This window comes from Pararhodobacter oceanensis (assembly GCF_003076755.1).
Lineage (GTDB): Bacteria > Pseudomonadota > Alphaproteobacteria > Rhodobacterales > Rhodobacteraceae > Pararhodobacter > Pararhodobacter oceanensis.
In genome coordinates, this window is the sequence record NZ_QDKM01000003.1 from 317,893 (window position 1) to 332,905 (window position 15,013).

The window sequence follows — 15,013 nt, forward strand, 5'->3', positions numbered from 1 at the left end:
CAATCAACTTCTCGGGCGAAGCGGCGCGCCCTCGGCAACCCAATCGCCAGTCCGGGGGGCGGCCTGTCGATGCACGGCGGCTTCGCCTTTGCTCCGTGCGGGCTCTTCGCCAACAATAGAGGCCAAGGTGAGCCGCGTGGCGCCAGTCCGCGGGGTGGCGATCCGACCGTGGAGCAGCGCGGTTTACGGTGGCTATTTCCGAGCGGCATTCGAGCGGAGCGCCTTGACCCACCAAATCGCCAGCCCGGGGGGCGGACTGGCGATGCGCGGCGGCTTTGCCTTGATTCCGCGCGGGAATAAGACCCGTGCGGGTGCATCGCCGACAACAAAGGTCGAAGTGAGCCGTGAAGGTTCTTCGCAACAGAAAGGGCCGACCCCGCAGGATCGGCCCGTCATTCACAACTGCTGTAGATCTCAGTCGCGCAGCAGCTCGTTGATCGAGGTTTTCGAGCGGGTTTGCGCGTCCACCCGCTTGACGATCACCGCGCAGTAGAGATGCACGCCGTTCTTCGAGGGCATCGAGCCGGCGACCACCACCGAACCCGAGGGCACTTCGCCATACATCACATCACCGGTCTCGCGGTCGACGATCTTGGTCGACTGGCCGATGAACACGCCCATGCCCAGCACCGAGCCTTCGCGGACGATCACACCCTCGACAACCTCGGAACGGGCACCGATGAAGCAATTGTCCTCGATGATCGTCGGACCGGCCTGCATCGGCTCCAAAACGCCGCCGATGCCGACGCCGCCCGAGAGATGCACATTCTTGCCGATCTGTGCGCAGCTACCGACCGTGGCCCAAGTGTCGACCATGGTGCCGCTGTCGACATAGGCGCCGAGGTTCACGAAGCTGGGCATCAACACCACGCCGGGCGCGATATAGGCGGATTTGCGCACCACGCAATGCGGCACGGCGCGGAACCCGGCGCTCTGCCAGTCGGCGTCATTCCAGCCTTTGAACTTGCTGTCGACCTTATCCCACCAGCCGCCGCCCTGTGGACCGCCGGATTGGGCCTCCATATCCTTGAGCCGGAAGCCCAGAAGCACCGCCTTCTTGGCCCATTGATTGACATGCCAATCGCCGTTCTCCTGCCGTTCGGCCACGCGCAGCCCGCCGCCGTCCAGCGCGGCCAGAGTGGCCTCGATGGCGTCGCGGGTTTCACCCGTGGTGGCGGGCGTGATGGAGTCGCGCGCCTCCCATGCGGCTTCGATGGCGGATTCTAATTGGGCATTCGACATGGTTGACTTCTCCCCCGGGGCTTGCGTTTGTGCATTGGCCTATAGCGCCCGCCCGTCCATTGGGCAACCGACGCGACGGCATCTACAAGCAAAAGGAGGCACTATGTCGCCCACGGTTCTGATTTCCCTCTCTGTGGTCGCCGCTGCCGGCGCTGCGGTGGCGGTGCAAAGCATGGTGAATGCCGCCTTGGGACGCGAGATCGGCTCGGTGCTGGCGGCGGCGGCGTTCTCTTTCGGGCTGGGATTTGTGGTGCTGGCGGCGGTCACCCTGCTGCTGGGCGAAGGGGCCTCGTTCACGCGGCTGCCCGCGGTGCGGATCCACCTGTTGATCGGCGGGATCTTTGGCGCCTTCTTTGTCTGGGCGATCGCCTGGGGGGTGCCGACGCTGGGCGTGGTCTCGGCCTTTGCGGCGCTAATATTGGGGCAGATGATCGCGGCGCTACTGCTGGATGCCAGCGGCGCCTTCGGGCTGGCCACCTATGAGATCACCTGGCAGCGCGTCGCCTCGGTCGCCATGGTCGTCGGCGGGATGGTGTTGTCGCGGCTTTGACGGGGCAACGCGCGTCAAGGCCCCCTCAGTCAAAGGGATCGGGCGCGGGATTGGCGCCGCAGATCAGCACCGCCACACGCTCGTCTGGCGCCGGCACATAGGCGCCCGCGCGCAGGGCGGCCAGCGCGGTGGCGCCTGCGGGTTCGACCAGTAGCCGCGCCTCGTTCCACAGCGCCTGTTGCGCCTCGGCAATCGCGGTATCATCCACCAGCACCGAGGACACCCCCTGCGCCTGTGCCAGTTCATAGCAAATCCCGCCGATCCGCCGCGCGCCCAGAGCATTGGCGGCGATGCCCGAAACCTCGACATCCACCGGCGCGCCCGCCTGCAATGCGGCGTGCAACGCGCAGGAGGTCTTTGGCTCGACCGCCACCAGTTTGCGCCGCCCCTGCAACCACGCCATCGCGCCGCCGATCAAGCCGCCGCCGCCGACGGCAATCAGGATCGTATCGGCCTCGAGCCCCTGATTTTCAAACTCGGCCATACAGGTGCCCTGCCCCGCCACCGTATCCGGTGAATCGTAGGCATGGATCTGGATCGCGCCAGTTTTGGCTTCATAGGCCTGCGCCGCCTGTAGCGCATCGGCGTAGACACCGGGCACCACGGTCAGTTCGGCACCGGTGCGGCGGATCAGGTTGATTTTGGAAGGTCCGGCCATTTCGGGGACGAAAATATGCGCTTTGATCCCCAGACGCGCCGCCGCATAGGCGACCGCGGCGCCGTGATTGCCGCCCGAGGCCGCGACCACCCCGCCCGCAGGGGGCGTGTTGGCGAGCAGCGAATTGAACGCGCCGCGGGCCTTAAAAGTGCCGGTGTGCTGCAATTGCTCGAGCTTGACCTCAACCGGCTGATGCCCGCCGCCAATCTCCAGCGTCATCACCGGCGTGCGGCGCAGATGGCCTGCGACCCTCTCGGATGCGGCGATGATCTCGTTTCTCCAATCCATGGAGCCCTCCTGTTTTTGCGGCGCTTCTGGCGGTTTGGTGATGATCGTCTTTGTGGTGGTGACTGGCGCTGCCCGCGCCACAAGGGTATTCATGGAGACGAGCAGAGAAAAGGATTTCCTCGATGAATGACCCCCGCACCCATGCGTTACGTGACAGCCATCAGGACGTAGAAACCGCACGGCAGATCCCCGATACGCCGCAAACCCGCTCGCCCTCTTACCGGCTGGCCTTTGCCGATGACGATTTCCTGTGCCGCGACGAATTGCGGCCGGTGCGGTTGCAGTTAGAGCTGCTCAAGCCGGAAATGGCAATGAATGAGGCGCAGATCAAATCCACCGTGGTGCTGTTTGGCGGCGCGCGCATTCCCGCGCCCGAACAGGTGCATACCGCGCGCACGCCGACGCTGGCGGCCCTGTCGAAATACTATGAGGAGGCGCGGCGTTTCGCCTATCTGGTCACCGAGCATTCCAGCAAATCGGGCGGGCGCGAGAATGTGATCTGCACCGGCGGCGGGCCCGGCGTGATGGAGGCGGGCAACCGTGGCGCGGCCGAGGCGGGGGGCGTGTCGATCGGGCTGAATATCGTGCTGCCGCATGAGCAGGCGCCGAATGAGTTTGTCACGCCGGAACTTGCATTTAATTTTCATTACTTCGCGATCCGCAAAATGCATTTCCTGATGCGGGCGCGGGCTTTGGTGATTTTTCCGGGCGGGTTCGGCACTTTGGACGAGATGTTCGAATCGCTGACGCTGATTCAAACCAAGCGGATGAAGCCGATCCCGTTCTTGTTGTTCGGGCGTGAATTCTGGGAAAGCGTGATCAATTGGGAGGCGCTGAAAGAGGCGGGCACGATCTCGCCCGAGGATCTCGATCTGTTCCATTACGTCGAATCTGCCGATGAAGCGCTGGCGATGATCAATCCATAAAACCGAACCGCGCGCCCTTCAAAAGGCGCGCGGTTCGGCGGACTGCGATTACTTTGGGGGCGCGGTTTAGCTGCCGGTGGAGGCGCGCAATTGCACCACGCCGCCCGAGCAGCGGCGCCCGCGTTCGACGATGATCGCGGTCAGCGCGTCGCGCAGCTTGTCGAGTTGCAGCGGTTTGGTCAGGCAATCATCGAAACCGGCCTGCAGATAGGATTCCACCTGATGCGACATCGCATTGGCGGTGAAGGCGACAATCGGCAGCATCGTTGCCGGAGCCTTCGCCCCTTGCGCGGCGGCGCGCTCGGCCTCGCGGGCGCGGATCGCGTGTTGCACGGTGACCCCGTCCACATCCGGCATCGAGATATCGAGGATGATCATGTCGAACTCCTCGCGTTCATAGGTTTCTAAGGCCTCGGTGCCATCCGAGACCAGCACCGCGGCAATGCCCAATTGGCCCATCATCGCGCCAAGGATCATCCGGTTGGTGCGGTTGTCATCCGCGGCCAGAACCCGCAGGCCCTTGAGTTCATCCGAGGCGCTGGAAATCATCACTTTTTCCTGCACCATCTCGGTCAGATCGGTCAGCGGCATCGGCAGATGCACGGTCACCGTGGTGCCCTGATGCGGCGCGGATTCGATTTCGATACTGCCCCCCATCATATCCACCAGCCGCTTGACGATCGGCATGCCCAGACCGGTGCCGCCAAAGCGCCGCGCGATCGAACTGTCGGCCTGACCGAAGTCCTCGAACACCTGCTCCATCTCTTCGATGGTCATGCCGATGCCGGTATCTTTCACCGCCAGTGACAGGGCGCTGCGCTTGGTGCAATCGATCTGCACATGCACATTGCCCTCTTCGGTGAATTTGATCGCATTCGAGATCACGTTATGCATGATCTGCAAAATCCGGTGCGAGTCGCCCAACCGGTTGCCTTTGGCATCGCCCTTGACCGAGACGCTGAACGACAGTTGTTTCTCGGAGGCCTTCAGCGTGTGCACCGCTTCGATCCGTTGTGCCAGATCACTGGGGACGAAGGGCACGGCTTCGATCACCATCTGGTCGGCTTCAATTTTTGACATATCCAACAAATCATTGATAATGCTCAATAAGAGCGCTCCGGAATCATGCATAATCTTGATCATACGCAGCTGGTCCGCGTCAGAGATCAATTGCTCGAGGACTTCTGCGACACCCAGAACACCGTTCAACGGCGTGCGCATTTCGTGGCTCATCTTGGCAAGGAAATTCGACTTCGCTTCATTCGCCCGATGCGCCTGTTCCAGCGCGTCTTCGCGGGCTTTCTCGGCGGCGACCTGCTCGGTGACATCGAGGATCGCATAGACCACGCGCGCCTGGGTTCCGGCCTCGGCCCGCACCGGCGCCGCATGCACCGAGCAATAGCGCTGTTCACCATCGCGTTTGATCGAGAACCGCTCGCCAACCCTGGCCGAGCCCGAGGACAGCACCCGGTCAAAGGGCGTTTCACCGGCGGCAAAGGGTTTGCCGTCCATCCGCGTGTATTTCCAACCCGGATCATCATGCGCCACGCCGATCATCTGCTCGCGCGAGGTGCCAAAGATCATCTCGGCGGCGCCATTGGCAAAACGAATCACCCCGGCGTCATCAAGCACGATCACGCCCATCGCCGAGGTCGCCAGAATGCTGGCCAGAAACGCCCGCTCTTCGGCGAGATCGCTCTGCGCCTTACGCGCCTCCATATCCTTGTCGCGGCGCACCAGAATGGTGCAGATCACATCGGCCACGGATTGCAGCAAATAGACTTCGCCGGGCAAGAAGGCATGGGTGTTTTTCACCCCGTCAAAACCGACGAACCCGTAGGTCCGCCCGTCCCAGCGCATCGGCACCAGCAGGATCGAGCGAATCGCCTGCGCCTCAAGCAACTCGCGCGAGGGCGAGCCTTCGGGCAGCCCCGAGACATCCGGCACATAGAAATGTTCGCCGTGATTGTTGATCGGCTCGACGCTGGGCCCGAGCATTTCCATCGGCAGCGCCTGCAGATGCTCTTTCATCGGCTCGGTTTCACCGGCGCACCACTCATGGGTGTTGTCGGTCACATCGCCGGCCTCGGCATGCACAAACACATAGGCCCGATCGCGGACACAATATTCGCCCAGCCGCGCAATCGCATGTTCGATCGCGGCGTCAGTGTCATCAATCGGCGCATGCAACAGGTCGTTGAGGATCTCAACCACGAGCGCTTGGATGCGCGTCAGTCGCGTTTCATTGTTGATGTTCTCTTGCTGCATAGCTGACCTTTTACTCGCCTTGTATCACTGGATGCTCTCGTTACACGCGCGACGTTTCATCATCAGACGCACCCTAGGTTAGCCTAAATCTGGTTAAGGTTTAGTTCCCAACTTTGGCCAATCTATGACAAAAGGCGGTTTTGTGTCAGGCAGGCGCAAAGTGTGACCGGAGTTTCGACCGGGGTCAATGCATCTGCACCCATCATCTGGCCCGCGCAACTGGCCCGCTCATCTGGCCGCCCGCAACTTGCGGGTTGCGCGCGGCTCGATTAGCACGGGTCTGCACCTGCCTCCACCGCTTTCAACAAGGATGCCGCCATGACTGCCGCCGCGCCCCGCCACACCGTCGATCCCGTCGCGCTTACCGTTGATCTGATCCGCTGCCCCTCGGTCACCCCTGTCGAGGGCGGCGCGCTGGTGCTGCTGGCGCAGGTGCTGACCGAGGCGGGGTTTACCTGCACGCGGGTGGATCGCGGCGAGACCTCCAATCTCTTTGCCCGCTGGGGGACGAAAGGCGCGAATAAAAGCCTCGGGTTCAATGGCCATACCGACGTGGTGCCCACCGGTGATGCGACGCTCTGGCGGTTTGATCCGTTCAGCGCCACGCTGGCCGAGGGGCGGCTGTGGGGGCGTGGCGCTTGCGATATGAAGTCCGGCGTCGCGGCCTTTGTCGCCGCCGCCTGCGATTTCGTGCGCGAGACGCCGCCCGATGGCGCGGTGATCCTGACCATCACCGGCGATGAAGAGGGCGATGCGACCGATGGCACGGTGGCGCTTTTGGACTGGATGGCGCAAGAGGGCGAGCAGATGAGCCATTGCCTGGTCGGCGAGCCCACCTGCCCCGAGGTGATGGGCGAGATGATCAAGATCGGACGCCGCGGATCGATGACGGTGACGCTGACGGCGACGGGCAAACAGGGCCACGCGGCCTATCCGCACCGCGCGAAAAACCCGCTGCCGGCGCTGGTTGCGCTGCTTGATCAACTGGCGCGGCACCAGCTTGATGAGGGCAATGAGAATTTCGACGCCTCAACCTTGGCGCTGACCACGATCGACACTGGCAATCCGGCCAGCAATGTGATCCCCGCCAGCAGCCGCGCGGTGCTCAACATCAGGTTCAATGATCTACACAGCGGCGAGAGCCTCAGCCAATGGGTGCGCGCGCAGGCCGATGCCGTGGCCGCCGAGACCGGCATTGCTTTCGATCTGCAGATCAAGATCTCCGGCGAGAGTTTCGTCACCGAACCGGGCCGGTTCACCGATCTGGTTGCAGGTGCGGTGCAGGCCGAAACCGGCCGCACACCGGTGCTGTCCACCTCGGGCGGCACCTCGGACGCGCGGTTTGTGAAATCCCATTGCCCGGTGGTCGAGGTCGGGCTGGTTGGCGACAGCATGCATCAAACCGACGAGAATGTGCGCGTCGATCACGTCCATCAACTCAAAGCGATTTACAGCCGCATCTTGGCTGACTATTTCGCGGATAACAGCGCCTGACCCGCCCCCACTTTATGCCTTAAATATCCTGGGGTGCCGCGGCCTTGCGCAGGCAAGGCGGCGGTAGGCCGCAGGCCGAAGGGGCAACGCCCCTACAATCTTGGCAATAAGCAACAAGCGCGCCCTTGGGCGCGCTTTCCGTTTGATAACTCGGGGTCCGCCGGTCCGGCAGATCAATAGCTGCGGATCAAGCCGACCAGACGGCCCTGCACTTTCACCTGATCGTCGCGCAAAACGCGGGTTTCATAGGCCGGATTGGCCGCTTCCAGCGCGATCATCCCGCGCATCCGGCGGAACCGTTTGAGCGTCGCTTCCAGCCCTTCGACCAAGGCGACCACGATATCGCCGTTGTCGGCGGTGGTCTGTTCGCGGATCACCACGATATCGCCGTCATTGATCCCCGCCTCGATCATCGAATCGCCGTGCACCTCGAGCGCGTAATGTTCGCCATTGCCCGACAGCATTGACCCCGGCACCGCCACATGATGCGAGATTTCCGAGATCGCCTCGATCGGGGTGCCGGCCGCGATCCGCCCCATCACCGGCAGTTCCAAAGCGTGGATCTGCTGCACCTTAATTGCATTGCGCGGGGCTTGCGGCTGCGCCTGCGCCCCACCATCGATCACCGTTGCGACATGCGCGGCATCGGCGCCACCGGGCATCCGCACCACTTCGATGGCGCGCGCGCGATGCGGCAAGCGGCGGATAAAGCCGCGCTCTTCCAAGGCGGTGATCAGCCGGTGGATACCGGATTTCGACCGCAGGTTCAGCGCGTCTTTCATCTCATCAAAGGAAGGTGGCACGCCGTCACGCTTTACGCGGGCGTCGATCAGTTCCAAAAGCTCGAGCTGCTTGCGGGTGAGCATGCGATCCTCCCTACGATAAACCGTAAAAGTTCACCTTAAGTTCTATGGACGTTCTTTTCACCTGTCAACCGTGCAATTCACAGCGGCAGATAGCGCACCTCATGCCCCTCGGGCCGCGCGGGATCATGCTGCGGGCGGATCAACAGCGCATCGGCCCCCGCCAGCACGCCGATTAGCGCGCTGTCCTGACTGCTCACCGGCCGGATGCGCCCGCCGGGTTCCAGCACCGCGCGCATGTAATGGCTGCGCGGCCCATTGGCGGCAACGGGTTCGGAAAGAACCGCGCTCTGGGTGGCGGCGGGATAGCAGCCCAGCCCTTGCAGCGCGCGCAGGGCTGGCAGCAAGAACAGATGCGCGCAGACCAGCGCCGAGACCGGATTGCCCGGCAGCCCCATCATCAGCGCATCGAAAAGCCTCCCCGCCATGAAGGGTTTTCCGGGCCGCATGGCGATTTTATAGAACGCCCGCTCGGCGCCCAGCGCTTCGGTGACCGGCGCCACCAGATCGTGATCGCCGACCGAGGCGCCGCCCAGCGTCACGATCACGTCGCAGCCGCGCGCCAGTTTCAGCACTTCGGTCAATTGCTCGACCGAATCGCGTGCGATGGGCAGCACACGGGCCTCGCCGCCCTCGGCCTCGACCATCGCCTTGAGCGCAAACACCGAGGAGGCCACGATCTGGTCGGGCCGCGGGTCTTCGCCGGGCATGATCAACTCGTCGCCGGTGGCGATCAGCGCCACGCGCGGGCGGCGGAACACCGGCACTTCGGCGATATTCATTGCCGCCAAGAGCCCGAGGTCCACCGGCCGCAACCGCCGAGGTGCGCTGATCACATCGCCCTTGCGAAAATCACCGCCGGCGGGGCGGATATTCTGGCCCGCGCCCAACTCGGGGCGGATGGTGATCTGGTCGCCTTCGCGGGTCACATCCTCTTGGATCACCACGTGATCGACGCCCTCGGGCACTGGCGCGCCGGTGAAAATCCGCAGCGCCTGCCCCTCCGCGACGCCACCGGCAAAGGCATTCCCCGCGCCCGCCTCGCCGATCACAGTGAATGTCTGGCCAACCGCGACCGGCCCTTTGACCCCGTAGCCATCCATCGCCGATCCGGCAAAGGGCGGCTGGTCACGCTGCGCGGTCACCGGCTCGGCGAGCACCCGACCGGCGGCCTCGATCAGCGGCACGGTCTCGATCTCCAGCGGGGTGCAGAGGGTGAATACGCGGCTGAGGGCGTCTTCTACGGAAATCATTGTGCGTCCTCCCGCCGGTAGGTGCCCGATTTACCGCCCTCTTTGTGCAGCACGGCAATGCCGCCGATTTCCATGGATTTCTCAACCGCTTTGAGCATGTCGTAGACGGTCAGCGCGGCCACCGAGGCGGCGGTGAGGGCTTCCATCTCGACGCCGGTCTGGCCGGTGGTGCGGACCTCGGCGGTGATGCGGACGCCGGGCAGGTCGGGGTCGGGTTGCAGATCAACGGCGACTTTGGTGATCGGCAGCGGGTGGCAAAGCGGGATCAGATCGGCGCATTTCTTTGCCGCCATGATCCCCGCCAGCCGCGCGACGCCGAGCACATCGCCTTTTTTGGCGGTGCCCTCGGTGACCCGCGCCAGTGTCTCGGGCAGCATCACCACATGGGCGCTGGCCGAGGCGGTGCGCGCGGTCACCGGTTTGTCGCCGACATCGACCATCAGCGCGCGGCCCTCGGCGTCGAAATGGGTCAGGCGGTCGCTCATGCCGTCACCGGATCGGCCAAGAGGGCGCTTGTGGCGGCGGCGACATCGTCCTGACGCATCAGGCTTTCGCCGATCAGGAAGCAGCGCGCGTTATGCGCCGCCATATCGGCCAGATCCTGCGGCGTGAACAGTCCGCTTTCGCAGACCAGCAGGCGGTCCGAGGGGACGCGCGCGGCCAACTCGCGGGTGGTGTCGAGCGTGGTCTCGAAGGTGTTCAGGTTGCGGTTGTTGATCCCCAAGAGCGGCGATTTCAGCGCCAGCGCGCGGTCCAACTCGGCGCCGTCATGGACCTCGATCAACACATCCATGCCCCAGTCGAAAGCGGCGGTCTCCAACTCGGCGGCTTGCGCGTCCGAGACCGAGGCCATGATGATCAGGATGCAATCCGCGCCCCAAGCCCGCGCCTCGGCGACCTGATAGGTGTCATAGAGGAAATCCTTGCGCAGACAGGGCAGCGAGACCGCGGCGCGGGCCTCACGCAGGAACTCGGGCGCGCCTTGGAAGCTGGGCGTGTCGGTCAGCACCGAGAGGCAGGTGGCGCCGCCCGCTTCATAGGCGCGGGCCAAGGCGGGCGGGTTGAAATCGGGGCGGATCAGGCCCTTGGAGGGGCTGGCCTTCTTGATTTCGGCGATCAGCCCGTAGCCGGTGATGCTGGCGGTTTGCAGCGCCTGCGCAAAGCCGCGCGGGGCCGAGGCGGCTTTGGCCTGCGCCTCAATCTCACTGGGCGGCACGGCTTGTTTGGCGGCGGCGATCTCGTCGAGTTTATAGGCTTTGATACGGTCGAGAATGGTGGTCATGGCGCTGGTCTCCTTGGCTTTGCTGCCTAGCGCTTGAGGCGCTCAAAGGGAAGCCTCGGCTTGCGGGTGACACGGCGGCAAAAGCGCGCGCACCCGCAGATGCGCGCCCTGTCTCGCGGCTTAAATGCTCAGGCAGATGTATTTCATCTCGAGGAAATCATCGATCCCGTGATGCGAGCCTTCGCGGCCCAGCCCCGATTGCTTGACCCCGCCAAAGGGTGCCACTTCGGTCGAGATGATGCCGGTGTTGACCCCGACGATGCCGTATTCCAGCGCCTCTTGCACGCGGGTGATGCGGCTGACGTTCTGGGCGTAGAAATAGCAGGCGAGGCCGAAGATCGTGTCATTGGCGTAGCCGATCACCTCGTCTTCGGTGTCGAATTTGAACAGCGGCGCCAAGGGACCGAAGGTCTCGTCCTGTGCGACTTTCATCGACTGGGTGACGCCGGTGACCACGGTGGGCTGAAAGAAGGTGCCGCCCAGCGCATGGGGTTTGCCGCCGGTCAGAAGCGCGCCGCCATGGTCGAGCACATCCTTGATATGCTCCTCGACCTTATCGACCGCATCCTCATTGATCAGCGGGCCGGTGGTGACCCCGTCTTTGAGCCCGTCGCCGACATTGAGCTTTTCGACCGCGGCCTTCAGTTTTTCGGCGAAGGCGTCATAGACGCTGGACTGCACATAGATGCGGTTGGCGCAGACGCAGGTCTGGCCGTTGTTGCGGAATTTCGACATCATTGCGCCTTCGACCGCGGCATCGAGATCGGCGTCGTCAAACACGATGAAGGGCGCGTTGCCGCCCAGTTCCATCGAGCATTTCATCACCTGATCGGCGGCTTGGCGCAGCAGGATGCGGCCCACTTCGGTGGAGCCGGTGAAGGTCAGTTTGCGCACGATGGGGTTTTCGCAGAACTCCTTGCCGATCTCGGACGAGCGCGACGAGGGCACCACCGAGAGCAAGCCCTTGGGCACGCCTGCACGCTCGGCCAACACCGCCATCGACAGCGCCGACAAGGGCGTTTCCGCCGCCGGACGCGCAACAAAACCGCAGCCTGCGGCCAGCGCGGGGGCGACTTTGCGGGCGATCATCGCGTTGGGGAAATTCCACGGGGTGATCGAGGCGCAAACACCGATCGGCTGTTTCAGAACGGTGATCCGCTTGTCGCGCATATGGCCGGGGATGGTCTCGCCGTAGACGCGTTTGGCCTCCTCGCCGAACCATTCGACGAAGGCGGCGCCGTAGAGCACCTCGCCCTTGGCCTCGGCCAGCGGTTTGCCCATTTCGGCGGTGAGGATGGTGCCCAGATCATCGGCGTTCTCGACCATCAGATCATACCACGCGCGCAGAATCGCGGCGCGTTCCTTACCGGTGCGCGCGGCCCAATCTTTCATTGCGGTATTGGCGGCATCAATCGCGCGGGCAACTTCGGCACGGCTGAGATCGGTGACCTCGGCGATCACATCGCCGCGGGCGGGATTGGTGACGGCGAAGGTTTTGCCGTCGTCGGCCTCCACCCACTCCCCCGCCACATAGGCGCGGGTTTCCAGCAGCGAGGGGTCCTTGAGCATTGCGCGAAGGTCGGTGGTTTGGTCGAGCATGATGTCCTCATCAATGGCTTTACACCGGACAGGCACGGCGCATCTATACCGTAAGCACTTGCAACTACTGACGCAGACCGCCAGCATTGCCGCACCCGCAGCGGGTTGAATCCTCCTGCCAGACCGGTGCCGCGTGCGGCCCGTCCGGCAGGGCAAGTTTGAGCATACAACCGGCGCGATGACAAGAAACGGAGACCGCATGACCCAAGACCTGAGCCTCGATTATGCGAATGGCGATTTCATTGCCGGTGCCGCGGAGTATCCGGCGCGCTGGGACGCTCTGGCGGAGGATACGCGCGCCTCGCTGGGTGAGCGGGCGCGTTGCGGCATCGCCTATGGCGAGAGCCCGCGGCAGGTGTTTGATCTGATGCTGCCCAAGGGGCGGCCGGCCGGTCTGATGGTGTTCATCCACGGCGGTTACTGGCTGAATTTCGGCCCGCAAACATGGTCGCATTTGGCCGCGGGCGCGTTGCTGCGCGATTGGGCGGTGGCACTGCCGGGGTATACGCTGGCGCCCGCGGCCCGCATTCACGAGATGACCCGCGAGATCAGCGCCGCGATTGGCGTGGCCGCGCAGGAGGTTGCCGAGGGGCCGATTGTGGTCACCGGCCATTCCGCGGGCGGGCATCTGTCGGCGCGGATGGCGTGCAGCGACCAGAGCGCGGATTGGACGCGGCGGCTGGCGCGGGTGGTGCCGATCTCGCCGCTTTCGGATCTGGCGCCGCTGATGCAGACGGCGATGAACAAAGACCTGCGGATTGATCCGGCGGAGGCGGCGGCGGAAAGCCCCGCGCGGCTGCAAAAACGTGAGGATGTGGGCTGCACGGTCTGGGTTGGCGGGCAGGAGCGGCCGAGTTTCCTCTGGCAGGCGCGGCTTTTGTCCGAGGCATGGGATTGCCCGTGGCATGTCGCGACGGGGGCGCATCATTTCGATGTGATTGATCCGCTAACCGATCCCGACAGTCTGCTGGTCAAGACGCTGCTGGAGTGAGCCGCGCCTATAGTTTCGACGAAATCACGCCGGTGTTGAACCCGCCCATGCGCAGCTCGCCGAACAGCCGCTGATATTCGATTTTCGGGCAGCGGTTCTGCACGAAGTTCAGCCCGCGCGCGGCGGCGGCCTGATTGGCGTGCTCGCTGGTGACGCCGATTTGCAGCCAGATGGTGCGCAGATTGGGCAGATGCGCGAGCGCCTCATCGACAATCGCGGGCACATGCTCCGAGCGGCGGAAGACATCGACGGTATCGACCTCGGGCGGGCAATCCTTGAGCGAGGCGACCACGGTCTCGCCGAGCAGCATCTGCCCCGCCAGACCCGGGTTAACCGGGATCACCCGCATGCCGCGCAACCCGAGATAGCGCGCGACATAATAGGAGGGGCGGACCTGATTGGCCGAGACGCCAACCACCGCCACCACCTTCATTGACGCGAGAATTTTGCGCAGCGCGTCGTCGCTTAGGTCATCACTCATGCGGCCCCCCTATCCATGACGAAAAAGCTAAGCGCAAAGCAGGGGGCGCGGCAAGGGATGGCCCGATAAAGTGTGGATAAAGCGCGGATAAAGTGACGGTTTTTCAATGAAAAAGCGCCTGGCACGGGGCCAGGCGCGAAGTTGGGAACGAGGGACAATGAACGAAACAAGCGAGAGTTCCGGCTCGCGTTTCATGAGTTTGATATGGCCCCTTTTGCGCCGATTTAAAGGGCGCTAGCGTTTTCGTGAAGATTGCGTCAGCGCCCGACCGTCGCCGCATAGAGCGAGACCGCCGCGGCATTCGAGACGTTCAGCGAGCCGAAAGCACCACCATAAGGGATGCGCACCAGATGGTCGCAGGTCTCTTTGGTCTTCTGCCGCAGCCCCGGACCCTCGGCGCCAAAGACCAGCGCGACGGGCCGTGTGCCGACACCCTCGAGCACCTCGCCAAGCGTTGCTTCGGCCTCGCCATCAAGCCCGAGCACGGTGAAGCCCATGCGTTTGAGCGTCTCCATCGCGTCGGCCAGATTGGTCACCCGCAGATAGGGCTGGCGCTCGAGCGCGCCGCTGGCGGTTTTCGCCAAAGCGCCGGTTTCGGGCGCCGCGTGCTGGCGGGTGGCGACCACGGCGCGGGCGCCGAAGACCTCGGCCGAGCGCAGCACCGCGCCGACGTTATGGGGATCGGTCACACGGTCCAAGAGCACCACCACCGGCGCGCCCTCGCCGGCCGCGCAGACGTCCTGAAACGGCCCCCAATCCAGCGGCTTGACCTCAAGCGCGGCGCCCTGATGCACCGAATCCGGCGCCAAGGGGGCGGAGAATTTACGCGCGTCCTCGATCTCGGGCGTCATGCCCGATTGCTCTATCGCCTCGGCAAGTTTGTCGGCGGCATTCTTGGTCACCAAAAGCCGCAGTTTCTTGCGCTCAGGGTTAACCAGCGCGTCGCGCACCGCATGCAGGCCAAAGAGCCAGAGGGTTTCATTCGCCGCGCTGCGTTTGGCGCGTTCTTTCTCTACGACCCACGTCGGTTTTTTCATCTTTCGGCCCTTACATTGCGGCGCGCTGGCTGCGGCAGGGGCCGCAGAGACGCAAGCCCGCTTCATAGCGGCGCGGCACGG

The 15,013-nt window shown here is 63.9% G+C and carries 14 protein-coding genes; 4 read left to right on the forward strand and 10 right to left on the reverse strand.

Annotated features, from left to right (window positions below; translation table 11 throughout):
• Positions 1-414: 414 nt before the first annotated feature.
• Positions 415-1,242, reverse strand: coding sequence for a 2,3,4,5-tetrahydropyridine-2,6-dicarboxylate N-succinyltransferase (gene dapD / locus DDE20_RS09065; RefSeq protein WP_116558159.1), 828 nt, complete (start codon positions 1,240-1,242; stop codon positions 415-417).
• 103 nt (positions 1,243-1,345) lie between these two features.
• Here dapD and DDE20_RS09070 point away from each other — a divergent pair, with 103 nt between their 5' ends.
• Positions 1,346-1,792 (forward strand): DMT family transporter, encoded by a 447-nt coding sequence (locus DDE20_RS09070; RefSeq protein ID WP_116558160.1) that lies wholly within the window; start codon positions 1,346-1,348, stop codon positions 1,790-1,792.
• Between the two features lie 25 nt (positions 1,793-1,817).
• Here the strand turns inward: DDE20_RS09070 and DDE20_RS09075 are convergent, their stop codons facing one another.
• On the reverse strand, positions 1,818-2,738 hold the full coding sequence (locus DDE20_RS09075) for a threonine/serine dehydratase (protein ID WP_116558363.1): 921 nt from the start codon (positions 2,736-2,738) through the stop codon (positions 1,818-1,820).
• A 122-nt stretch (positions 2,739-2,860) separates the two neighbouring features.
• Between DDE20_RS09075 and DDE20_RS09080 the strand changes: the two genes are divergently transcribed.
• The gene (locus DDE20_RS09080; RefSeq protein WP_116558161.1) at positions 2,861-3,664 is read left to right on the forward strand and encodes an LOG family protein; all 804 of its coding nucleotides are present in this window, start codon (positions 2,861-2,863) and stop codon (positions 3,662-3,664) included.
• A gap of 66 nt (positions 3,665-3,730) precedes the next feature.
• On the opposite strand, the gene DDE20_RS09085 is transcribed toward DDE20_RS09080, so the two are convergent.
• Positions 3,731-5,932, reverse strand: a complete 2,202-nt coding sequence (locus DDE20_RS09085; protein WP_116558162.1) for an ATP-binding protein — start codon at positions 5,930-5,932, stop codon at positions 3,731-3,733.
• Between the two features lie 318 nt (positions 5,933-6,250).
• Between DDE20_RS09085 and dapE the strand changes: the two genes are divergently transcribed.
• Complete coding sequence (gene dapE, locus DDE20_RS09090; RefSeq protein ID WP_116558163.1) at positions 6,251-7,426, forward strand: succinyl-diaminopimelate desuccinylase; 1,176 nt, start codon at positions 6,251-6,253, stop codon at positions 7,424-7,426.
• Positions 7,427-7,599: 173 nt separating this feature from the next.
• Here the strand turns inward: dapE and lexA are convergent, their stop codons facing one another.
• The 5 genes from lexA to DDE20_RS09115 form a co-directional block, all read right to left on the reverse strand.
• On the reverse strand, positions 7,600-8,292 hold the full coding sequence (lexA, locus tag DDE20_RS09095) for a transcriptional repressor LexA (protein WP_116558164.1): 693 nt from the start codon (positions 8,290-8,292) through the stop codon (positions 7,600-7,602).
• 77 nt (positions 8,293-8,369) lie between these two features.
• Complete coding sequence (locus DDE20_RS09100; RefSeq protein ID WP_116558165.1) at positions 8,370-9,542, reverse strand: molybdopterin molybdotransferase MoeA; 1,173 nt, start codon at positions 9,540-9,542, stop codon at positions 8,370-8,372.
• Positions 9,539-10,027 carry a cyclic pyranopterin monophosphate synthase MoaC gene (gene moaC / locus DDE20_RS09105; RefSeq protein ID WP_116558166.1) on the reverse strand — a complete coding sequence of 163 codons (489 nt, stop codon included), beginning with the start codon at positions 10,025-10,027 and terminating at the stop codon, positions 9,539-9,541. Before moaC ends, DDE20_RS09100 begins: the two co-directional genes overlap by 4 nt.
• Positions 10,024-10,824 (reverse strand): indole-3-glycerol phosphate synthase TrpC, encoded by an 801-nt coding sequence (gene trpC / locus DDE20_RS09110; RefSeq protein ID WP_116558167.1) that lies wholly within the window; start codon positions 10,822-10,824, stop codon positions 10,024-10,026. Before trpC ends, moaC begins: the two co-directional genes overlap by 4 nt.
• A 120-nt stretch (positions 10,825-10,944) precedes the next feature.
• Positions 10,945-12,423 carry an NAD-dependent succinate-semialdehyde dehydrogenase gene (locus DDE20_RS09115; RefSeq protein ID WP_116558168.1) on the reverse strand — a complete coding sequence of 493 codons (1,479 nt, stop codon included), beginning with the start codon at positions 12,421-12,423 and terminating at the stop codon, positions 10,945-10,947.
• Between the two features lie 178 nt (positions 12,424-12,601).
• On the opposite strand from DDE20_RS09115, the gene DDE20_RS09120 reads away from it, so the two are divergent.
• Positions 12,602-13,414 (forward strand): alpha/beta hydrolase, encoded by an 813-nt coding sequence (locus DDE20_RS09120; protein WP_420812362.1) that lies wholly within the window; start codon positions 12,602-12,604, stop codon positions 13,412-13,414.
• Positions 13,415-13,421: 7 nt separating this feature from the next.
• On the opposite strand, the gene DDE20_RS09125 is transcribed toward DDE20_RS09120, so the two are convergent.
• Together DDE20_RS09125 and rlmB are read right to left on the reverse strand one after the other, a co-directional pair.
• Positions 13,422-13,895 (reverse strand): CoA-binding protein, encoded by a 474-nt coding sequence (locus tag DDE20_RS09125; RefSeq protein WP_116558170.1) that lies wholly within the window; start codon positions 13,893-13,895, stop codon positions 13,422-13,424.
• Positions 13,896-14,152: 257 nt separating this feature from the next.
• Complete coding sequence (gene rlmB, locus DDE20_RS09130; RefSeq protein ID WP_116558171.1) at positions 14,153-14,932, reverse strand: 23S rRNA (guanosine(2251)-2'-O)-methyltransferase RlmB; 780 nt, start codon at positions 14,930-14,932, stop codon at positions 14,153-14,155.
• Positions 14,933-15,013: the final 81 nt, after the last annotated feature.